17 protein-coding genes and 1 pseudogene are annotated in these 20,330 nt (G+C 65.3%); 10 read left to right on the top strand and 8 right to left on the bottom strand.

The annotated features are described in order from the left end of the window. Positions 1-128: 128 nt before the first annotated feature. The 4 genes from mepA to modC all read left to right on the top strand — a co-directional run bounded on the left by mepA (position 129) and on the right by modC (position 3,508). Positions 129-1,073: a penicillin-insensitive murein endopeptidase gene (mepA, locus tag CIT39_RS03470; protein WP_094973377.1), complete on the top strand. Its 945-nt coding sequence runs from the start codon at positions 129-131 to the stop codon at positions 1,071-1,073. A 275-nt stretch (positions 1,074-1,348) separates the two neighbouring features. Then, positions 1,349-2,134 (top strand): molybdate ABC transporter substrate-binding protein, encoded by a 786-nt coding sequence (modA, locus tag CIT39_RS03465; RefSeq protein WP_094973378.1) that lies wholly within the window; start codon positions 1,349-1,351, stop codon positions 2,132-2,134. Positions 2,135-2,147: 13 nt separating this feature from the next. Then, positions 2,148-2,843: a molybdate ABC transporter permease subunit gene (modB, locus tag CIT39_RS03460; protein WP_094973379.1), complete on the top strand. Its 696-nt coding sequence runs from the start codon at positions 2,148-2,150 to the stop codon at positions 2,841-2,843. A gap of 2 nt (positions 2,844-2,845) precedes the next feature. Next, on the top strand, positions 2,846-3,508 hold the full coding sequence (modC, locus tag CIT39_RS03455; RefSeq protein ID WP_094973380.1) for a molybdenum ABC transporter ATP-binding protein: 663 nt from the start codon (positions 2,846-2,848) through the stop codon (positions 3,506-3,508). Between the two features lie 155 nt (positions 3,509-3,663). On the opposite strand, the pseudogene CIT39_RS03450 reads toward modC, so the two are convergent. Next, positions 3,664-5,458, bottom strand: a pseudogene (locus CIT39_RS03450) (potassium/proton antiporter). 461 nt (positions 5,459-5,919) lie between these two features. On the opposite strand from CIT39_RS03450, the gene CIT39_RS03445 reads away from it, so the two are divergent. From CIT39_RS03445 to radC, 3 genes are all read left to right on the top strand, one after another. Then, positions 5,920-7,236 (top strand): mechanosensitive ion channel family protein, encoded by a 1,317-nt coding sequence (locus tag CIT39_RS03445; protein ID WP_094973382.1) that lies wholly within the window; start codon positions 5,920-5,922, stop codon positions 7,234-7,236. Between the two features lie 109 nt (positions 7,237-7,345). Continuing rightward, complete coding sequence (gene map / locus CIT39_RS03440) at positions 7,346-8,164, top strand: type I methionyl aminopeptidase (protein WP_094973383.1); 819 nt, start codon at positions 7,346-7,348, stop codon at positions 8,162-8,164. 90 nt (positions 8,165-8,254) lie between these two features. Continuing rightward, positions 8,255-8,968: a RadC family protein gene (gene radC / locus CIT39_RS03435; RefSeq protein WP_094973384.1), complete on the top strand. Its 714-nt coding sequence runs from the start codon at positions 8,255-8,257 to the stop codon at positions 8,966-8,968. A 6-nt stretch (positions 8,969-8,974) separates the two neighbouring features. Here the strand turns inward: radC and CIT39_RS03430 are convergent, their stop codons facing one another. The 6 genes from CIT39_RS03430 to CIT39_RS03405 form a co-directional block, all read right to left on the bottom strand. Beyond that, a complete protein-coding gene (locus CIT39_RS03430; RefSeq protein ID WP_148667272.1) occupies positions 8,975-9,727 on the bottom strand; it encodes a tetratricopeptide repeat protein in 753 nt (250 codons plus the stop codon). A 115-nt stretch (positions 9,728-9,842) separates the two neighbouring features. Next, positions 9,843-10,565 (bottom strand): AprI/Inh family metalloprotease inhibitor, encoded by a 723-nt coding sequence (locus tag CIT39_RS03425; protein ID WP_094973386.1) that lies wholly within the window; start codon positions 10,563-10,565, stop codon positions 9,843-9,845. Next, complete coding sequence (locus CIT39_RS03420; RefSeq protein WP_094973387.1) at positions 10,565-11,554, bottom strand: 2-hydroxyacid dehydrogenase; 990 nt, start codon at positions 11,552-11,554, stop codon at positions 10,565-10,567. The genes CIT39_RS03425 and CIT39_RS03420 overlap by 1 nt, the downstream gene beginning before the upstream one ends. Continuing rightward, positions 11,554-12,372 (bottom strand): ABC transporter permease, encoded by an 819-nt coding sequence (locus tag CIT39_RS03415; RefSeq protein ID WP_094973388.1) that lies wholly within the window; start codon positions 12,370-12,372, stop codon positions 11,554-11,556. The genes CIT39_RS03420 and CIT39_RS03415 overlap by 1 nt, the downstream gene beginning before the upstream one ends. Next, the gene (locus CIT39_RS03410) at positions 12,369-13,184 is read right to left on the bottom strand and encodes an ABC transporter ATP-binding protein (RefSeq protein ID WP_094973389.1); all 816 of its coding nucleotides are present in this window, start codon (positions 13,182-13,184) and stop codon (positions 12,369-12,371) included. Before CIT39_RS03410 ends, CIT39_RS03415 begins: the two co-directional genes overlap by 4 nt. Before the next feature lie 10 nt (positions 13,185-13,194). Then, positions 13,195-14,217 (bottom strand): ABC transporter substrate-binding protein, encoded by a 1,023-nt coding sequence (locus CIT39_RS03405; protein WP_094973390.1) that lies wholly within the window; start codon positions 14,215-14,217, stop codon positions 13,195-13,197. A 164-nt stretch (positions 14,218-14,381) separates the two neighbouring features. Between CIT39_RS03405 and CIT39_RS03400 the strand changes: the two genes are divergently transcribed. From CIT39_RS03400 to CIT39_RS03390, 3 genes are all read left to right on the top strand, one after another. Beyond that, positions 14,382-15,188, top strand: coding sequence for a creatininase family protein (locus tag CIT39_RS03400; protein ID WP_094973391.1), 807 nt, complete (start codon positions 14,382-14,384; stop codon positions 15,186-15,188). Positions 15,189-15,327: 139 nt separating this feature from the next. After that, positions 15,328-15,591, top strand: a complete 264-nt coding sequence (locus tag CIT39_RS03395) for a hypothetical protein (protein ID WP_162308326.1) — start codon at positions 15,328-15,330, stop codon at positions 15,589-15,591. 336 nt (positions 15,592-15,927) lie between these two features. Next, a complete protein-coding gene (locus CIT39_RS03390; RefSeq protein WP_094973393.1) occupies positions 15,928-17,955 on the top strand; it encodes a carbohydrate porin in 2,028 nt (675 codons plus the stop codon). Between the two features lie 240 nt (positions 17,956-18,195). Here the strand turns inward: CIT39_RS03390 and CIT39_RS03385 are convergent, their stop codons facing one another. After that, a complete protein-coding gene (locus CIT39_RS03385; RefSeq protein ID WP_094973394.1) occupies positions 18,196-20,271 on the bottom strand; it encodes a methyl-accepting chemotaxis protein in 2,076 nt (691 codons plus the stop codon). Positions 20,272-20,330: the final 59 nt, after the last annotated feature.

Here is a 20,330-nt window from a genome sequence, read left to right as displayed (position 1 = left end):
GAATACGGGGATCGTCATGCCGGGCGCCTTCGCGCGGGGGCAACGGCCGTCAAGACGCCGTGAGGTCGTCCGCCGCAGCACAGCCCAATTCTTAACCCCGACGCCGTGTTGGGCTATAAGGGCTGCGCATGAGTCTCCGCCACCTCACCCCTCTCCTGCTCGTCATGACGCTCCTGGCCGCCGGCGGCGCGCTGGCCCAGGACAAGGGCAGTGTCAACGCGAAGCCGCTGCCGCCGCTGGCCAATCCCAACGACCCCGATATCGCCGCCAAGGAGCTGTTCGCGCGCAAGCTGCTGCCGTCGAAGGGGGCGGCCCATGTCATCGGTTCCTACACCAGGGGCTGCATCGGCGGTGCCGAGCAGATCCCGGTCAACGGCGACCATTGGCAGGTGATGCGGCTGTCGCGCAATCGCAGCTATGGCCACCCCGAGATGATCGCGCTGATCAAGCGGCTCGCGGCCAGGGCGCACAAGGACGCGGGATGGCCCGGCATCCTGGTCGGCGACATCGCCCAGCCGCGCGGCGGCCCGGCGCTGTCGGGCCATGCCAGCCACCAGATCGGTCTCGACGCCGACATCTGGCTGACGCCGGCGCCGGACCGCCGCCTCTCGCGCGAGGAGCGCGAGGACATGTCGGCGGTGATGATGGTGCGCCAGGACCGGCTCGACGTCGATCCGAAGGTGTTCACCCCGAGCCATGTGCTGGTGCTGCGCGATGCGGCGCGGGAGCCGGCGGTGCAGCGCATCTTCGTCAATGCCGCGATCAAGAAGGCGCTGTGCCGCGAGGCCAAGGGCAACCGCGCCTGGCTGTCGAAGATCCGCCCCTGGTGGGGCCACGACTACCACTTCCACATCCGCATGCGCTGCCCCGCAGGGGCCGGCGAATGCGAGGGCCAGCCGTCACAGGCCGAGGACGAAGGCTGCAAGCCCGCCGATCTCGCCTATTGGTTCTCCGACGCGGTGCTGCACCCCAAGCCGCCGCCGGAGCCGCCGAAACCGAAGCCGCCGATGACGCTGGCGCAGATGCCGGCGGCCTGCAAGGCGGTGCTGCATGCGGCGGACGCGAAGCAGTAGCGTGTGTGGGGACCGCGCTGCCACCCCCCAATGCTGTCGTCCAGGACAAGGGCGCGCCGATCCGGGACGACAGTGGTGATTGGGCCACGCTTTTGGGATGACGACCCAGGTTTGACCTCGGGCGCCAGCCTGCTATCTTCGCGGTTGCGATATCCCTGCCGGCCGTAAGCCGCAGCCGGGCCCCGTGGACAGCGCTTCCACCCGTCGCGACCTGACCCACCAACGCCGGACCTGTGCGTGCATCCTGCGCGCGCGGACTCGCACGGAGCGCTCCCATGTTACGTATTTCAGGACTTTTCGCCGCCTTCGTGATCCTCGCGGGTGCAAGCCTCGCGCCGGCCGCCGCCGAGGACAAGACCATCACCGTGTTCGCCGCGGCCTCGATGAAGAACGCGCTCGACGAGATCGACGCCGCCTACACCGCCAAGACCGGCGTCAAGTTCTCGGTCAGTTATGCCGCGAGCTCGGTGCTGGCCAAACAGATCGAACAGGGCGCGCCGGCCGACGTGTTCGTCTCGGCCGACACGGACTGGATGGACTACGCGATCTCCAGGAAGACCGTCAACGAGCCTTCCAGAGTCAATCTGCTCGGCAACAGCATCGTACTGATCGCGCCGAAGGATTCCAAGATCGACAACGTCACCATCGCGCAAGGTTTCGACCTGGCCAAACTCGCCGGCGACGGCAGGATCGCAACCGGGGACGTCAAGTCGGTGCCGGTGGGCAAATACGCCAAGGCGGCGCTTACGAGCCTCGGGGCATGGCAGGCCGCCGAGCCGAAATTCGCCATGGCCGAGAGCGTGCGTGCGGCGCTGACGCTGGTGGCGCGCGGCGAGGCCAATCTCGGCATCGTCTATTCCACCGACGCCAAGGTCGAGCCCGGGGTCAAGATCGTCGGCACATTCCCGGCGGAGTCGCATCCCGCGATCATCTATCCGGTTGCCGCGACCACAATTGCGAAGGCCGGGACCAGCGACTATCTCGCCTTCCTGCGCTCCTCCGCCGCCAAGACCATTTTGGAGAAATACGGCTTCAAGTTCCTGGTCAGCCCGACAATCTGATATTCACCATTTGATGCCAGACATCTCTCCCGCCGAATGGACCGCGATCCTGCTCTCGCTCAGGGTCGCGATCATCGCAACGCTGGTGGCGACGCCATTCGGTATCGCGCTGGCGTGGCTGCTGGCGCGGCGCGATTTCTGGGGCAAGTCGATGCTCGACGCCATCGTGCATCTGCCGCTGGTGCTGCCGCCGGTCGTCACCGGCTATCTGCTCTTGCTGACGTTCGGCCGCCGCGGCCTCGTCGGCGGCTTCCTCGCCGACCATCTCGGAATCGTGTTCTCGTTTCGCTGGACCGGCGCGGCGCTGGCCTGCGGCGTCATGTCGTTCCCGCTGCTGGTGCGGCCGATGCGGCTGTCGATCGAGGCGATCGACCGCCGGCTCGAGCAGGCCGCCGAGACGCTCGGCGCCGCACCCTGGAAAGTGTTCTTCACGGTGACGCTGCCGCTGGCGCTGCCCGGCGTGCTCGCCGGCATGGTGCTCGGCTTTGCCAAGGCGATCGGCGAGTTCGGCGCGACCATCACCTTCGTCTCCAACATTCCCGGCGAGACCCAGACGATTTCCTCGGCGATCTATTCGCTGATCCAGACGCCCGACGGCGATGCCGCGGCCGGCCGGCTCGTGATCGTCTCGATCGTGCTGGCGCTGGGCACACTGATCGCCGCCGAATGGTTCGCCCGCCGCGCTACGCAGCGCCTGCACGGGAATTGACCATGCTGCGCGTCGACGTCGAGAAGCAACTCGGTGAATTCTCGCTTCAAGCATCCTTCACCGGCGAAGGCCGGGTCATCGGCCTGTTCGGCGCCTCCGGCGCCGGCAAGACGTCGCTGGTCAACATGATCGCGGGGCTGCTGCGGCCCGACCGCGGCACCATCGTGCTCGACGGCGAAACCGTCGACGACACCGCGGCCGGGATCCATGTCCCGGCCTGGCGTCGCCGCATCGGCTACGTGTTCCAGGACGCGCGGCTATTCCCGCATCTCAACGTCGCGCAGAATCTCGACTATGGACGAAAGATGAACCGCCTGGCGTCCGATCCCGCGCAGCACACACGCGTCATCGACCTGCTCGATATCGGCACCCTGCTCGGCCGCCGCCCCGGAAAGCTCTCCGGCGGCGAGCGCCAGCGCGTCGCGCTCGGACGCGCGCTGCTGGCAAAGCCGCGGCTGCTGTTGCTCGACGAGCCGCTCGGCGCGCTCGACGAGGGCCGCAAGCTCGAGATCCTGCCCTACCTGGTGCGGCTGCGCGACGAGGCCAATGTCCCCATGGTCTATGTCAGCCACGACGCCGCCGAGCTGCGCCAGCTGGCGACGCAGATCGTGATGCTGAAACAGGGGCGGGTAACGAGTCTTGGCGGGGTGAAGGTGCTGTCGTGAGGCTGTAGCAAGATGGAACGCAGTGCCTTTCGTGCCCCGGACGCGACACAGCACGCAGTGATGCGACGCAGAGCCGGGGCCCACATCCATCATGGATCCCGGCTGTGCGCAGCAACGCTTACGCGTTGCAACGCGTCCGGGACACGATAGCGTCCCTAAACCCCCGCCACCGACGTCCAGACCTCCGCGAGCTTCTTTCGCAGCGCCTGCACGCGCGTCGGCGTCGGCGGCGTCTCGTCTTCTTCCGGAAGGCGCAGGCCGACGACGTTGACGCGGCCGCCGGAGATGCTGCGCGCGACCAGCACGATCTCGTCCAGCGGCAGCTCGGCGCCCTCTTTCGGGGCGCGGTCGAGATGGACGTCGAAATAGTCGGCGAGCGTCAGCTTGCTCTCATCCTCGCCGACCTTGATGCCGTAGATCTCGGCAAGCTCGGCCAGCGTGTGCTCGCCGGAGACCAAGAAGTCGCCGAGCAGATGCGGATCGGGCGCCGAGCTCGGCTGCATGTCGACGAAGAAGCGGTCGAGCGACTCGGCCTTTTCCGGCGGGGCCAGCAGGTAGATGTAGTCGCCGGGCGCGATCGGGTCGGCCTCCAGCGGCGTCAGGATGTTCTCGTTGCGGATCACCAGCGTCGGCCTGGACCAGGACGGGATCAGGCCGCGGCGGAAATACAGGCTCTTGGGCCGCACCGGATAGCCGACCAGCTGCTGCTCGAGCTGGCCGGGCAGATCCAGCTCGACACGACGCGGGCCACGCTCGGCGCGCGGCAGCGCGACGTGCAGCTTGCGAGCCGCCGGCCCCAGCGTCCAGCCTTGCAGCAACAGCGAGATGATGACGACGACGAAGGCGACGTCGAAATAGAGATAGGCCTTGGACAGGCCGACCAGCATCGGGATCGAGGCCAGGAAGATCGCGACCCGCGCCGCGCAGGCCGGTCCAGGCGATGAAGATCCTTTCACGCCAGTTGAAGCGGAACGGCGCCAGGCACACGAACACCGCGATCGGCCGCGCCACCAGCATCAGCACGAAGGCGATCCCGACCGCCGGCAAGACGCTGGCGCCGAGCCGGCTCGGCGAGACCAGCAGGCCGAGCAGCACGAACATCACGATCTGCGCCAGCCAGGTCGCGGCATCGAGGAAGGTCACCACCGAATTATGTGCGCGGGTCGGTCGATTGCCGATGATGATGCCGGCCAGATAGACCGCGAGAAAGCCGGAGGCGTGCATGATCTGCGAGCCGCCGAAGATCACGAGCGCCGCGGTCGTGACGAACGGCGCGTGCAGTCCCTGCGGCAGCGCGACCTTGTTGAGCGCGAGCACGACCAGACGCCCGCCGATGACGCCGACGACGGCGCCCAGCACCGCCTCCTGGACGAACTCCATCAGCACGTGGCCTGCGGAGCTCGATCCCAGCGAGATGTATTCGACCAGCATCAGGGTCAGGAAGATCGCGAAAGGATCGTTGGTGCCGGATTCCGCCTCCAGCGTCGCACCGACGCGCGGGCGCAGGCGCAGGCCCTGGGTGTGCACCAGCAGGAACACCGCGGCGGCGTCGGTCGAGGCGACCACGGCGCCGACCAGCAACGACTCCGTCCAGTTGAGGTCGAGCGCGTATTTCGCGAACGGCGCCGTGATCAGCGCGGTCAAGAGCACGCCGACGGTCGCGAGCACCACGGACGGCGCGAGCACGGTGCGGATGCTGGCAAAGCGCGTCTTCAGGCCGCCGTCGAACAGGATCAGGGCCAGCGCGACGGAGCCGACCAGATAGGTGGTGCGGACGTCGTCGAACTGGAGCTGGCCGGGGCCGGAATCGCCGGCGAGCATGCCGATCAAAAGGAAGACGAGCAGCAAGGGCGCGCCGAAGCGCAGCGCAAGCAGGCTCGACAGGATACCGGCCATCACGAGGACGGCGCCGAGCAATATGGCGATGCTGACGGAGTCGAGGGAAGCCATGCGGTGTTGCGGGTTACTCCAGGTGGTCGGCGAGTTCGGTCAGGGGGCCACCGGCCGGGCACTCCCTCGCCCCGCCTGCGGGGTCGGGATGAGCATAGCTCACCCTGAGAGGGTAGGGTGAGGGAGAGTTTCCGCGAGGGCGGTGAGAGTAGGACTCGTGGAGAGTCCCCCTCACCCGAAATTCAAGCTGGGCTCGAATTTCGGCCTCTCCCCGCACGCGGGGAGAAGCGAAGTGCGCCGCCCTCGACGGAATGTCCCATCTCAAAAACATGTGCTTATGCATCCATATCGTCGCAGCCGCGGCTCGCCAACCCATTTTCGCTGCTCGCGGCAATCTGCCCGCGTTTTACGGCCTTAACGCCCATCACATGCCGGTGTATCGATGGCCCGGCCGCGGCCTTTGTGGGAATCTGCGGCTCCCTCGAATCAATTTCTCCCCCCCCGGTTTGCCGACGAGACCGATGGACATGGACCTCAAGGACTTCATGGAGTTCGTGCAAACCACGGCGCGCAGCGTCGGGGCGGAAATCTCCTCGCCCTGGTTCTACCTGCAATTCGGTCTCATCCTGGCCGCGGCCGGCATTGCCTATGCCGCGGACACCGCCATCCGCAACCGGGTCGACATGAGTTCGCTGGCGACGCGCTGGCCGCTGCCGCTCCGGCACTTCGCCCGGGTGATGGTCTCCAGCGCCTCGACGGCGATATTCACGCTGCTCGTGATCGTCTCCCGCGTGGTGATGTATCACGCGACCTGGCCGAGCCGCTCCTATCTGCTGATGGTCGCCGCCAAGCTCGGGCTGGCCTGGCTCGCGATCCGGCTCGTGACCTCGGTGCTGCGCAATGCCTTCATCGTCCGCCTGGTGTCGATCACGGCGTGGATCGTCGCCGCGCTGTCCATCCTCGGCCAGCTCGATACGACCGTCGACCTGCTCGATTCCTTCGCGATCGTGCTCGGTGGCCTCAGGCTGACCCCGTTGCTGGTGCTCAAGGCCGGCGCGCTCCTTCTCATTGCGCTGTGGCTGACCAACATCGCGAGCAATTTCGCCGAGAGCCGGATCAACGCAACCACCGATCTGACGCCGTCGGTGCAGGTCCTGCTGGTCAAGATCATCCGCATCGGGCTTCTTGCCATCGCGATCGTCATTGCGCTCGGCGCGGTCGGCATCGATTTGTCGGCGCTCGCGGTGTTCTCCGGCGCGGTCGGCGTCGGCATCGGTATCGGCCTGCAGAAGATCGTCGCCAACTTCATCTCGGGCATCATCCTGCTCGCCGACAAATCGGTGAAGCCCGGCGACCTCGTCACCATCGGCGACAATACCGGCCGCATCAGCGCGATGAAGACGCGTTATATTTCCGTCGCCGCCGGCGATGGCCGTGAGTTCCTGATCCCGAACGAGGATCTGGTGACGCAGAAGGTCGTCAACTGGACCTATACCGACAAGAACACGCTGGTGAAGATCGCCTTCGGCACCAATTACGACGCCGACCCCCGCCTGGTCACCAGGCTCGCCGCCGAGACTGCCGCCGCCCATCCGCGCGCGACCAAGGGCAAGCCGCCGAACGCCATCCTGACCGAGTTCGCCGAAGCCGGGATGAAGTTCTCGCTGACCTTCTGGATTGCGGAGCCCGACGGCATGGACAACGTCAAGAGCGACGTGATGCTGGCGCTGTGGGACGCCTTCAAGCGCGAGGGCATCCGGGTTCCCTACCCCGTCCGCGAAATCCGGGTCCGCGGCGGCGCGCTGCCGGTGGAAACCACCGTAGAAATCCCGAATTAGGGCCCGCTTTCGGGCGCAGGGCTGCCAACCTTGGCTTGCGCGAAAGCCCGCAATCATTAGATTGGGGCCTGAATTCAAGCCTTTCCGCCGACATCGAGACCAGCCCCGCATGAGCTACGTCGAAGCCTCCGATACCTCCCTGCGCAAGACCGGACAGATCAAGCTGCATGGGCCGAGCGCCTTTGCCGGCATGCGCAAGGCCGGCGCGCTGGTGGCGAAGTGCCTCGACGAGCTCACCGACATCGTCGGGCCCGGCGTGCCGACCGAGCGCATCGACCAGTTCGTCCGCGACTTCGCCTTCAGCCATGGCGCCTATCCGGCGACGCTGATGTATCGCGGCTATCGCTACTCGACCTGCACCTCGCTAAACCACGTGGTCTGCCACGGCATGCCCGGCGACCGCCCGCTGAAGGAGGGCGACATCGTCAACATCGACGTCACCTTCATCGTCGACGGCTGGTACGGCGATTCCAGCCGGATGTATGCGGTCGGCCCGATCGCACGCAAGGCCGAGCGGCTGATCGAGGTGACGTATGAGGCGATGATGCGTGGCATCGCGGCGGTGAAGCCCGGCGCCACCACCGGCGACATCGGTCACGCCATCCAGAGCTTCGTCGAACCGCAGGGCATGAGCGTGGTTCGCGATTTCTGCGGCCATGGTTTGGGACGCATGTTCCACGACGAGCCGAACATCATCCATATCGGCCGGCCCGGCGAAGGCGTGCAGCTCAAGCCCGGCATGTTCTTTACCATCGAGCCGATGATCAATCTCGGCAAGCCGCATGTGAAGATCCTCTCCGACGGCTGGACCGCCGTCACCCGCGACCGCTCGCTGTCGGCACAGTTCGAGCACTCGGTCGGCGTCACCGCGACGGGCGTCGAGATCTTCACGCTGTCGGAGCGGCACGGCGAGAAGCAGATCGGGTGATGCTTTTCCGCCGCGGCCCCGCATGAGCCACAGCAGTCGCCGCAATTGACGGTTGCAAAAGCGGAGTTCCCCGGCGATGCTTGGCGCGCGATGCCCGCCAAGCCGGACCACGACAAGAGCAAGCCTGCCGACGAGCCGCATTATCACGGCCATCGCGAGCGGCTGCGCGAGCGCTTCTACAATGCCGGCGCGGATGCGCTCAGCGATTACGAACTCCTGGAGATGGCGTTGTTTCCGGCGCTGCCGCGGCGCGACACCAAGCCGCTCGCGAAAACGCTGATCAAGACCTTCGGCTCGTTCGCCGAGGTCGTGCACGCGCCGGTGGCGCGCTTGCGCGAGGTCGACGGCGTCGGCGAAGCCGCGATCAACCAGCTCAAGCTGATCGCGGCCGCCGCGAGCCGCGTGGCCAAGGGCGAGGTCAACAGCCGCAACGCGCTGTCATCCTGGAACGAGGTGATCGACTATTGCCGCTCCAGCATGGCCTTTGCCGACAAGGAGCAGTTTCGCCTGCTCTTCCTCGACAAGCGCAACCAGTTGATCGCCGACGAGGTGCAGCAGACCGGGACGGTCGACCACACCCCGGTCTATCCGCGCGAAGTGATCAAGCGCGCGCTGGAATTATCGGCGACCGCCTTGATCCTCGTGCACAATCATCCTTCCGGCGATCCCTCGCCCTCGCAGGCCGACATCCAGATGACGAAGGCGATCATCGACATCGCAAAGCCGCTCGGGATCGCCGTGCACGACCACATCATCGTCGGCAAGAGCGGGCATGCGAGCCTGCGCGGGATGCGGCTGATCTAGCACAGATCAGATCGCCGGCTTCCTGGCGGCTTTCAGATGGTCTTCCGCAGCCGTGATGCCGGCGAATGCCTTGAGCGTCAGAGCAGTCGGCTGCGGCTTCCACCCGGAAACAATTTTCTCCGCATTCTCGCGTTCCGATTTGGACAACAGGCCGGCCATCTCGTTCACGTTCTTCGGCGGCGCAATTTGCGAGAGCTTGAAATAGGCATACGACAGAGACAGGTCCCTCGGCGTTCCCTTTCCTGCGGAATAGACCCGGGACAGGCTGAAGAGGGCGGAGGGAAGCCCCTGATCGCCGGCCATCTTCCACCATTTCAGCGCTTCTTCCGGATTGCCCTGCCGGTCGTACAGAAGGGCGACATCGTTCTGGGCACGCGCATAGCCAGCCCTGGCGGACACAAGCTTGTATTTCAAGGCTTGATCCGGGTCGGCGGCGACGACGCCCGCGCCTTGCCCGTCATAATAACAGCCGAGCTTGTAGGCGCCGAGCGGATCGTCGGCCGCAGCCGATTTCTGAAACCACGCGAATGCCTGGCTGCGATCCTGCTGCGTGCCGATGCCGTTATTGTACATCATGCCGACATGGTATTGCGCCTCGGCGTCTCCCTGATGAGCCAAGGTCACCATCGCATTGAAGGTGCCGGCATCATCGGCATGGGCGGGTATCGCGAGAAACAGCAGGCACGAAAAAGCCAGGGCAACGAATTTCATGTCAAAGCCCGATCGAGTTTGAGCCGTCCTGTCTTGGTCACTCGACACGCAAGAAAAGTTCGAAACTGGCAAAAGCTCCGAAATCAGCGAATCCTGGCCTATCCGATTTTGTCCTGTGCGGACTCGACCCAGCGTTGCACGCCCTCGGCGGTATCGGCGCCGCCTACTGACGCAGCATGATCAGGGGATCGGCGGTATCGGGGACACGCCGCCACTGCGCGTTGTCGTCGGCCTCGAACTGCCAGACGTCGCCCGATTTCGACATCAGGATGATCTGGCCGCGCTCCAGCCGCCATTGCGTCGGGTTGAACTGCGCGACGGCCGCGTCGCATTTCGGCTTGAGGAAGACCTGGAAATTGTCGGGGCTCGCTTCCGTGTTGGTCAGCGTCAGCCCGCAGACCGGCTGGCCGTTGCCCCGCACCATGGCCCAATCGCCGATCATCTGGTCCATCGATTTGGCCATCGAGCGCGCGGCGGCGAGATCCTGCAGGATGTAGACGCCCTCGCCCTGGCGCAGGCCTTCGAAGATGCCGGCCTCGACCTCGGTGAAGTCGATCACGGCTTCACCGGTCGCATCCTGCAAGCGAACGATGTCGAGGCCCTTGACGCTCCAGGCCACGATATCCTTGGTGAAGGGCAGCGCGGTCTTGCAGGCCGGCTCGAGTTCGAGCTTGAATCCTTGCGCGACCGGATCGCCCTTGATCGTGACGACGCAGGTCTTGCTGCGTTCGGTGGTCGAGAGCTCCCACTGCCCGAGCATCTCCTTCTTCAGGGTCGTCGCATCCTGCGCATGCGCAATGCCGATCACGGCCAAGGAGGCCGCGGTGGCGCCGATCGCGGCCAAGTGGGCCGCGACGGCGAATACGACGACCCGAAGTGCGATCATCAGCGCCCCTTGAACGGCGTTTCGGCAACCGGTGTCAGCGGCGCCTTGCCTGAGAACCATGATTTGAGGTTGTCGACCACGAGTTGGTCCATGGCGTTGCGCGTCACCACCGAGGCCGAGCCGATATGCGGCAGCAGCACCACGTTCTGCATCGCCTTGAGCTCGTCCGGCACGGTCGGCTCGGCCGCGAACACGTCGAGGCCGGCGGCGAGGATGGTGCCGGACTTCAGCGCCTGCACCAGCGCCGGCTCGTCGACCACGGAGCCGCGCGCGACGTTGATCAGCACGCCGCGCGGGCCGAGCGCCTTCAGCACCTCGGCATTGATCATCTTGTTCGTCGCCGCGCCGCCGGGCACGATTACCATCAGCGTATCCACCGCCTTCGCCATCTCGATCAGATCAGGATAATGCTTGTAGGAGACGTCCTTGGACGGATTGCGCGAGTGGTAGACCACCGGCACCAGCGAGGCGTCGAGCCGGCGCGCGATGGCCTGGCCGATCCGGCCCATGCCGACGATGCCGACCTTGCGGTCGCGCAGCGAGCCGACGCTGAGCGGATAGTTCTGGGTCTGCCAGAGGCCGGAGCGCACGTAGCGGTCGGCCTTGATGAATTCGCGCAAGGTGGAGATCAGCAGGCCCATCGCGACGTCGGCGACCTCCTCGGTCAGCACGTCGGGCGTGTTGGTGACGATGATGTTGTGCTCGGCCGCGTATTTCGCATCGACGTGGTCGTAACCGACGCCGAAGCTCGCCACCATCTCGATCTTGGGCAGCTTCGACAGCGAACCCTTGTCGGCGCGGACGGTGTGATAGGTCACCGCCACGCCGCGGATCTTCTCGCGAATTTCCGGCGTCAACCGTTCGAGGTCGCCATGCGTCTCGGCCTTATGCACGACAAAAGGATCGGAAAATCCGTTCTCGAGGATGGGCCGCACGGGCCCATAGATCAGAAGGTCGATCTTCTCGGACGAAATCGAACCGGCAGCCATCAGTTTTCCTTTCCAAGCGCGCTTTCGTGCCAGCGCCGTAAAACGAGGTGGGAAACTACCGCCAGCACCCCATAGATGACAATCCCGGCCAGCGACAACAAAAGCAGCGCTGCGAACATGCGGGGTATGTTCAATCGATAGCCGGACTCGGCGATCCTGTAGGCAAGCCCGGAGCCGGCGCCGGCCGTTCCGGCCGCGATCTCGGCCACGACCGCGCCGATCAGCGACAGGCCGCCGGCGATGCGCAGGCCGCCGAGGATATAGGGCAACGCCGCGGGCAGCTTGAGAAAGCGCAGCGTCTGCGGCTTTGAGGCGCCATAGAGCTGGAACAGGCCGGCGAGGTTGCGATCGACCGAATTCAGTCCGAGCGTGGTGTTGGACAGCACCGGGAAGAAGGCGACGATGAAGGCACAAGCCACCACCGCGGTCTGCTGCTCCAGATAGATCAGCAGCAGCGGCGCGATCGCGATCACAGGGGTCACCTGGAGGACGATGGCATAGGGGAATAGCGAATATTCCACCCATTTCGACTGGTTGAACAGCAGCGCCAGCGCAATGCCGCCGATGCTGGCCGCGGCAAAACCTTCGAGCGTGGTCAGAAGCGTGGTGGCGAGCGATTGTGACAGCACCGCCCAATCCTTGATCAGCGTCAGGACGATGACGGAGGGCGCCGGCAGCACGTAAGGCGGGATGCCCTTGATGCGGACCAGGAGTTCCCAGGCGAGAATGCCGGCCGCGAACACGATGACGGGAAGCACGAAGCGCATCGCGGCTTGGGCAGATCGCGGTTTCGCGGTGACGGGAGCCTGCGCGTTCATAGCGTCGACTGCCCCGAATAGGATGGCGCCAGCGCGGCCGATACCTTCCGGCAGTAATCGGAATAGGCCGCGGAAGTGCGAAACGCCTCGCCGCGCGGCTCGACCGTCTCGATGCGGATGTCGGCCTGGATGCGGCCGGGCCGCGCCGTCATCACCACCACGCGCTGCGACAGGTAGACGGATTCGAACACCGAATGGGTCACGAAGATCACGGTCTTGCCGAGGCTGCGCCACAGCGCGAGCAGATCGTTGTTGAGGCGGAAGCGCGTGATCTCGTCGAGCGCGGCGAACGGCTCGTCCATCAAAAGGATATCCGGCTCGGTGACCAGCGCGCGCGCCAGCGACACCCGCATCTTCATGCCGCCGGAGAGCTCCCGCGGAAAGGCATCGGCGAAATCGGCAAGGCCGACGCTGGCCAGCGCCACGTCGGCATGCCCGCACGCCTCCGCCTTCGGCACGCCGGCGAGCCTCAGCGGCAGCCGCACATTCTCGCGCACGCTGGTCCAGGGCATCAGGGTCGGCTCCTGAAACACGAAGCCGATCCCGTGACCTGGCTGCACCACGCCCTCGCGATGGGCCACCCGCACGATGCCTGAGGACGGCGCGCTGAGTTCCGCGATCAACCGCAACACCGTCGACTTGCCGCAACCGGACGGGCCCAGCAGCGAGATGAACTCGCCCTTGCGGACAGTGAGGTCGAACGGCCCGAGCGCCATGACGCCGTTGTCATAAATCTTCGTCACGCCGCGCAGGCTGACGGCGAGATGCGTCAGGCCGACGTCGGCCGCGGGCGAGGTTTTGCCTGATGACATCGACCTTGCGCTACGGCTTGTTCGGGCGCAGCTCGACGCCGACGCCCTTGTTGACGAAGCGCAACGTGTAGGATTTGCGGAAGTCGAGATCGGCCTTCACGACGCCGGCCTTGACCATCTTGTTGAAGAAGGAGGCGTAGCGCTCGTCGCTCATCGCGCCGATGCCGTTCTTCAGGGAGTCGCCGGAATCGACGATGCCATGCTCCTTCATCTTGGCGACGGAATAGGCCAGCAGATCGTCGGTCATTTCCGGATTGAGCTGCTTGATCATGGCGTTGCCGGCGGAATTGTCGCGGTAGATGTAGTTGTACCAGCCGATCATGGAGGCATCGACGAAACGCTGGACGAGGTCAGGCTTCTTCCCGACCAATTCGCGGCGCGTCTCGATCAGGGTCGAATAGGTGTTGAAGCCGTAATCGGCGAGCAACAGCACGTTCGGCTTGAAGCCGGCGGCCTTCTCGACCGCGAAGGGCTCGGAGGTGACATAGCCCTGCATCGCGCTCTTGGGGTTGGCGATGAAGGGTTGCGGATTGAAATTATAGGGGCGGACGTTCTTCTCGTTGAAGCCGTATTCGGACTTCAGCCACTGGAAATAGCTGCCCATGCCCTCCTTGGAAACGAACAGCGTCAGCGGTTTGAGATCCTCGATCTTGCCGACCTTGGCATCCGGCTGCGTCAGCATCACCTGCGGATCCTTCTGGAAGATCGCGGCGATGGTCACGACGGGAACGTTGTTGGCAACCGCGTCGAACGACATCAGCGTGTTCGCGGCCATGAAGAAATCGATCTTGCCGGCAATCAGCAGCATCCGGTTGTTCTCGTTGGGGCCGCCGGGGACGATGGTGACGTCGAGGCCGTATTTCTTGTAGGTGCCGTCGGCAACCGCCTGGAAGAAGCCGCCATGCTCGGCCTCGGCGACCCAATTGGTGCCGAAGGTCACTTTGTCCAGCGTCTCGGCATGCGCCTCGACGCTGCAGACGAAAGCCGCCATCAAGCCTGCAATGAGCGCTCGCCGCAGATGGAAGGGGGTCATAATGGCACTCCGTCGATCGCTTCCGGCCAATCGCGTCTGGCTCATGTGAGCGCAACGCGATAAAACCGCATGGCATCAGGGGACGCGAGCCGGCCGGGCCCGCATCCCCTGACACCCCAAATTACGTGACAAATTCGGGCAATGAAACCTCCAAAGAATACTCAATGATGCCATCCCGCGACTGGACCGAAATCCGCTGGGCCGATGTGCCCCCCGCGGACACGTCGCGCTGGATCGCGGTGCTGCCGCTGGCGGCAACCGAGCAGCACGGCCCGCATCTGCCGTTTGAGACCGATGTGCTGATCGCGGACGCCTATCTCGCACGTGTCCGCGAGCTGTTGCCTCGGAGTGTTCCGGCCAGTTTCCTCCCCGTTGAACCGGTCGGCATTTCCACCGAGCATATCGACTATCCGGGCACGCAGACTCTGGCGACTGAAACCGCCCTGAAGCGATGGACCGGGATCGGCGAGGAGGTCGCGCGTCGCGGCGTGAAGAAGCTCGTCATCATCACCAGCCATGGTGGCAACAGCGCGGCCATGATGCTGATCGCGCAGGATCTGCGCGCGCATCAAAAACTGTTCGTGGTGACGACGTCGTGGTCGCGACTGTCAGGCGCCGACAAACTGTTCCCGGCCGACGAAGTGCGCCACGGCATTCATGGCGGCGCGGTGGAGACCTCGATCATGCTGGCGCGTTATCCCGAGCAGGTGCGCAAGGATGCGATCGCGGATTTTCCCGCGAGCAGCGTCGCGCTGGAACGGCAATATCGCTGGCTGTCGACGCAACGGCCCGCGCCGTTTGCCTGGCAGGCGCAGGATCTCAACCCCAACGGCGCCGTCGGCAATGCGACATTGGCCGTGGCGGCGAAGGGCGAGCAGCTCATCGATCAGGGCGCCCATGCTTTTTGCGAGCTCCTCGGCGAAGTCGATAACTTCGACGTGAACAGGCTCGCCAAGGGACCTCTCGGTTAGCCCATATCCTATTGGAATCACTTTCGAAAACTCCTCGCTCCGGGAGCGGATTTGCCGCATTCGAACCGGACGCGGGGAGCCTCCGTCAAACTGGGCACGCGGGCCACAACGGACCGCCTCAACCCGGATGGAGTTTCACATGTCGATCAAGACCAAGATTGCCGCTCTCGCGCTCGCGACCCTCGCCGTCACCGGCAGCATCGTGTCCACCACCTCCTCGGCCGAAGCCAAGCCGCCCGGTTGGGTCTGGGGTGTCGGTGCCGGCATCGCCACCGCCGCCGTCGTCGGCTCCGCGATCGCCGCCAACAACGATCCCTATTACCACGGCTATCACCGCTGCGGCTGGGTCGCCCAGTACAACGCTTTCGGCCAGTACATTGGCCGCGTTCGTACCTGCTACTGATCTGAGTACCTGAGGCCGATCTTACGTGGATCCTGCGTCCGACACGGGCGCCTCATCCACCCCGTGTCGTGCCCCCGACCCCGCCCGGCTGTCCCCCCGGGCGGGGTCATTCCTTTGGGCCGCGGGAATTTGTTGCCGTCCCGTCACACAGAGGTGCGAACCATCCTGTGTCGCAAAGTGCACCAGTTGCTATTGCGAATTAGTCGCAATAAACTCCGCAGCGGGCTTAGGAACTTGGGACGAAATCGCGTCGAATCGGGATCATCTCGATTGATGACGCGAGCCACCAAGACCTGATGACAGGACCACCGCGAATCGGCAGGGATATCGCGGCGGATGGGATACATTCGTGTTTTGGGGGCGTGCGTTTTGACGTTGAGAGGTCACCGTTACCAGTACTTGCGGACGGCCGCGGCGATTGCCTCGGGCGTGCTGGCTTTTCCCGCCGCAGGCCGCGCGGCTGATCTGCCGCTGAAGGCGCCGGCGCTGAAGGCGGTCTATGACTGGACCGGCCTCTATATCGGCGGGCATGTCGGCGTCACCCGCGGCACCTCGTCGGCGACGTTGGCCGATCCCACGCTCGCAACCGACAACAACGTCTTCACCGGCGCGACTGGCGGCGTCCAGGCCGGCTACAATTGGCGTCTCAATTCGGGCCTGCTGCTCGGCGTCGAAGGCGACATCTCGTTTCCGAACTATATGCCTTCCAACCACGTCGTGTCGTCGGCGGCGACCGCGCTGTCGGGCGCGGAGGAACGCTGGGACTATGTCGCGAGCCTGCGCGCGCGGCTCGGTTACGCCACCGGCAACTGGCTGCTCTATGCCACAGGCGGCGCGGCCTTCACGGGCGAGCGCTTTCTGTCGACGCCGACGGGTGGCGCTGAAGAAAGGGTGCTGCACACGCGGTTCGGCTGGACCGCCGGCGGCGGCGTCGAATACGCCTTCGCGCCGCATTGGACCACACGGCTCGAATATCTCTACAGCAGGTTCGAGAACGCCAGCGTCACCTTTCCCTCCGGCGGGCAATATTCGTCGTCGATGGACTTTCACAGCTTGCGGATCGGCCTCAATCGCAAGATCGATTGGCCGGGCGTGCCGACTTACAATCCGAGGTCCGACGTCACGGACACCGAGTCGAGCCGCTGGGAGATCCACGGCCAGTCGACCGTGCTGGGGCAGGGCTACCCCGCGTTCCGCGCGCCCTATACCGGACCGAACAGCCTGCTCCCGTCGCCGGATTTCCAGCAGACCTGGAGCAATTCGCTCTATCTCAACGCGCGGCTTTGGGACGGCGGCGAGGTCTATTTCAATCCCGAGCTGTTGCAGGGTTTCGGCTTCAACAACACGACGGGCGCTGCAGGCTTTCCCAACGGCGAAGCGCAGAAGTCCGGCTTCCCCTATCCGCATTTCAATGCCTCCCGGCTGTTCGTACGCCACACCTTCGGCTTCGGCGGCGAGCAGGAAGAGCTTGCCAGCGGCCAGCTTCAGCTCGCGAGCAAGGTTGACGTCTCGCGCCTGACCTTGCAGGTCGGCAAATTCTCCGTGGTCGACGTGTTCGACGGCAATTCCTATGCGCACGATCCGCGCAAGGATTTCATGAACTGGTCGATCTGGGCGTCCGGCGCCTTCGACTATGCCGCCGACAAGCTCGGCCTCGGTTACGGGGCCACAGCCGAGTTGAACCAGAAGCAATGGGCGATACGCGGCGGCTACTTCCTGATGGACGCCGTATCCAACTCGAGCAATTTCGACATGAATATCGGCCGCCGCGGCGAATATGTCGCAGAGCTTGAGCTGCGCTATTCGCTGTTCGGTCAGCCCGGCAAGCTGCGCACGCTCGGGTTCGTCAACAGTGCGTTCTCCGGCAGCTATCGCGAGACGCTGGACAATCCCGCCTTCGGCGTCGACATCAGCCAGACCCGTCGCGGCCGGATCAAATACGGCTACGCCCTCAACCTCGAACAGGCCATCACCGACGATATCGGCGTGTTCGGCCGCTGGAGCTGGAACAACGGCCGAACCGAGATCATGGCGTTCACCGACATCGATCGCAGTCTGTCCGGCGGCGTCTCCGTCAAGGGAGCGAAATGGGGTCGGCCCGACGACGTCGTCGCCATCGCCGGCGCCATCAACGCGCTGTCGCAGGACCATCGCGACTTCATTGCAGCCGGCGGACTCGGTCCGCTGATCGGCGACGGCCAGCTCAACTACCGCCGCGAGCGCGTGCTGGAGACCTACTACGCCTATGCGCTGAACAAGGCGCTGACCTTCACCGCCGACTACCAGCTCATCGTCAACCCCGCCTACAACGCCGACCGCGGACCGGTGTCGGTGTTTTCGGGGCGTCTGCACGGCGAGTTCTGAGCGGCGGCGCGAGCCGCAAGGCTGCTTGGCGAGAGGATCTGCGCGCCTCGTCCTTCGAGACGACCGCTTCGCGGTCTCCTCAGGATGAGGCTAAGCCACGTCGGTGCTTGTCGAATTGCGACCGCGCACTCCGTCCTCATCCTGAGGAGCGCGCACTTGCGCGCGTCTCGAAGGATGGGCCGCGGGCACGTCCCGCTTCAAATGCGATTGCTTCTCCCGGCGGGGAGAAGCGCTGCAGCTCTACGCCGCCCGGATCGCGTCCAGGAACTTGCCGACCTCGACCTTGAGGCGGCTGCTCTCGCCGGACAGCGACCTGGCCGACGCCAGCACGTTGGAGGAGGCCGATCCGGTCTGGCTCGCGCCGCGCTGCACGTCCACGATGCTGGCGGAGACCTGCTGGGTGCCGCGTGCCGCCTGCTGCACGTTGCGGGAAATCTCCCGCGTCGCTGCGCCCTGCTCCTCGACCGCCGAGGCGATCGCGGACGCAATCTCGGACATCCGGGTGATGGTGTCGCCGATCGCCTTGATGGCGCCGACGGACTCTTCCGTCGCTGTCTGAATCCCCGTGATCTGCTGGCTGATCTCGCCGGTGGCCTTGGCGGTCTGCTCGGCCAGCGCCTTGACCTCGGAGGCGACCACCGCAAAGCCGCGCCCGGCCTCACCGGCGCGCGCGGCCTCGATCGTGGCGTTGAGAGCCAGAAGATTGGTCTGGCCCGCGATCTGGCTGATGAGCTCGACGACGTCGCCGATCCGCCCCGCGGCCTTGGCAAGCTCCCCGACATGGTCGTTGGTCCGCCCGGCCTGTTGCACCGCCTCGCCGGCGATGCGCGCGGAGTCCTGCACCTGCCGGCTGATCTCGTCGACCGACGAGGCCATCTCCTCGGCCGCCGAAGCGACGGTCTGCACGTTGGTGGAGGCCTGTTCGGACGCGGCCGCGACCGTTGCGGTGACCTTCTCCGATTGATCGGCCGTGCTCGTCAGCGTTCCCGCGGACACTTCCAGCTCCGAGGAAGCCGACGACACCGTGTTGATCACGTCGCCGATCATGGCTTCGAACTCGCGCGCGATCTGGTCCATGCGCTGGCTGCGCCGGAGCTTCGCGTCGGCTTCGACCGCGGCCGCCTGGTCGGCAGCCTTCTTGGCGAGCAGCGAATCCTTGAAGTGCTGCAGCGAGCCCGCCACCTGGCCGATCTCGTCCTTGCGGCCCGTCGCGGGGATCTCGACCTCGTGCTGTCCGGCGGCGAGTGTTCCGATCACGTCCGCGATCCGGCCGAGCGGTGCCACCACGCGCCTGCGCAGCATCAGGGTCACGCCACCGAGCGTCCCGAGCAGCGCCAGCACCACCACGCCCGCGAGCGCGAGCATCGCCAGTGCGCCATCGCGCGCGGCCGAGGCACGGTCGGCCGCTTCGGCCAATGCGGCATCGCGCACGCCGTAGAACATCTGGATGGCCGGCACGATGACCTTCGCCAGCTCGTCGGCGTCGACGCCGTACTTGCCGTCACCCCTCGCTGCGGGCATCTCCTTTTCGACGACCAGCGCTGCTTTGCCAAAATAGGACTCCGTCGCCGCCTTCAGCGCGGTGGCAATCCGGGGCGGATTGCCGAGCATCTCCATGCCGGCTTCGATACGCTCGCGGTCGGCTTCCACACGTCCCTGCATGCGATCCATGAGCGAGAATTCGGCCGCCACCAGCGGACGACGTGCCGACAGCGCCGGCGACAGCGTGGCGGCGCGGCTGCCAGCCGAGACGCGCAGATCCTGCGCCGTTCGCGCCAGGCCCAGAAACGCCGCGAGCGAGGAATCGGCATTGACGACCTGCCCTTCGAGCCGGTTCATGATGGGCTCGATCTTGCTGATGACCTCGGCAACAGCGGGCAGGAAGCCCTTGACCACGGCGCTGTCGCGCGCCGCCAGGGGCACGCTCATCGCGCGATCTGCCGCCGTATAAACGTCCTTGAGCCGCCGGGCGGCGCGATCCAGGGTTTCGACCATCGCTGCGCTGTCATCGAGTGCCATGATGGCGCGCCGGGCGGCCTCGAAGGCGGCATCTGCCGCTTTGGCAGCCTTCCCGGCAGCTTCGCTCTGGGCCTGCGTCGCAGCGCCCTCCTGGAAGATGGGAGAGATGTAGGGCGCACGAAGTCCGGCGACGTGCTGGCTGACCGTCAGCATGGCGCCAAAGGCATCGACGGTCCTGATCGCGTCGGAGCGGTTCGTGAAGATGCGCGTCTGAGGTATCAGCACCTCGGCGCCGAGGATGACTGCGAAAACCGTCACCGTCAGCATCGACAGCGCGAAAAGCTTCCCGATCCGCATCTTGCGGTCTCCCGAATAAATTTCTGCAATGTCGAAAACTAGCCGCTGGCCACTAAGAG

The sequence above is a fragment of the Bradyrhizobium symbiodeficiens genome (assembly GCF_002266465.3).
In the GTDB taxonomy this organism is placed as follows: domain Bacteria; phylum Pseudomonadota; class Alphaproteobacteria; order Rhizobiales; family Xanthobacteraceae; genus Bradyrhizobium; species Bradyrhizobium symbiodeficiens.
Note: the sequence above shows the minus strand (reverse complement) of the source record. Positions and strands in the feature narration are given on the sequence as shown.

What these genes read in the sequence shown, in the direction of transcription:
- CIT39_RS03395 (WP_162308326.1), top strand. Translation starts at nt 15,328, where the DNA reads ATGTCGATCAAGACCAAGATTGCCGCTCTCGCGCTCGCGACCCTCGCC.
- modA (WP_094973378.1), top strand. Translation starts at nt 1,349, where the DNA reads ATGTTACGTATTTCAGGACTTTTCGCCGCCTTCGTGATCCTCGCGGGT.
- map (WP_094973383.1), top strand. Translation starts at nt 7,346, where the DNA reads ATGAGCTACGTCGAAGCCTCCGATACCTCCCTGCGCAAGACCGGACAG.
- CIT39_RS03415 (WP_094973388.1), bottom strand. Translation starts at nt 12,372, where the DNA reads ATGAACGCGCAGGCTCCCGTCACCGCGAAACCGCGATCTGCCCAAGCC.
- CIT39_RS03425 (WP_094973386.1), bottom strand. Translation starts at nt 10,565, where the DNA reads ATGATCGCACTTCGGGTCGTCGTATTCGCCGTCGCGGCCCACTTGGCC.
- mepA (WP_094973377.1), top strand. Translation starts at nt 129, where the DNA reads ATGAGTCTCCGCCACCTCACCCCTCTCCTGCTCGTCATGACGCTCCTG.
- CIT39_RS03420 (WP_094973387.1), bottom strand. Translation starts at nt 11,554, where the DNA reads ATGGCTGCCGGTTCGATTTCGTCCGAGAAGATCGACCTTCTGATCTAT.
- CIT39_RS03400 (WP_094973391.1), top strand. Translation starts at nt 14,382, where the DNA reads ATGATGCCATCCCGCGACTGGACCGAAATCCGCTGGGCCGATGTGCCC.
- CIT39_RS03390 (WP_094973393.1), top strand. Translation starts at nt 15,928, where the DNA reads ATGGGATACATTCGTGTTTTGGGGGCGTGCGTTTTGACGTTGAGAGGT.
- CIT39_RS03385 (WP_094973394.1), bottom strand. Translation starts at nt 20,271, where the DNA reads ATGCGGATCGGGAAGCTTTTCGCGCTGTCGATGCTGACGGTGACGGTT.
- CIT39_RS03445 (WP_094973382.1), top strand. Translation starts at nt 5,920, where the DNA reads ATGGACATGGACCTCAAGGACTTCATGGAGTTCGTGCAAACCACGGCG.
- modC (WP_094973380.1), top strand. Translation starts at nt 2,846, where the DNA reads ATGCTGCGCGTCGACGTCGAGAAGCAACTCGGTGAATTCTCGCTTCAA.
- modB (WP_094973379.1), top strand. Translation starts at nt 2,148, where the DNA reads ATGCCAGACATCTCTCCCGCCGAATGGACCGCGATCCTGCTCTCGCTC.
- CIT39_RS03410 (WP_094973389.1), bottom strand. Translation starts at nt 13,184, where the DNA reads ATGTCATCAGGCAAAACCTCGCCCGCGGCCGACGTCGGCCTGACGCAT.
- radC (WP_094973384.1), top strand. Translation starts at nt 8,255, where the DNA reads ATGCCCGCCAAGCCGGACCACGACAAGAGCAAGCCTGCCGACGAGCCG.
- CIT39_RS03405 (WP_094973390.1), bottom strand. Translation starts at nt 14,217, where the DNA reads ATGACCCCCTTCCATCTGCGGCGAGCGCTCATTGCAGGCTTGATGGCG.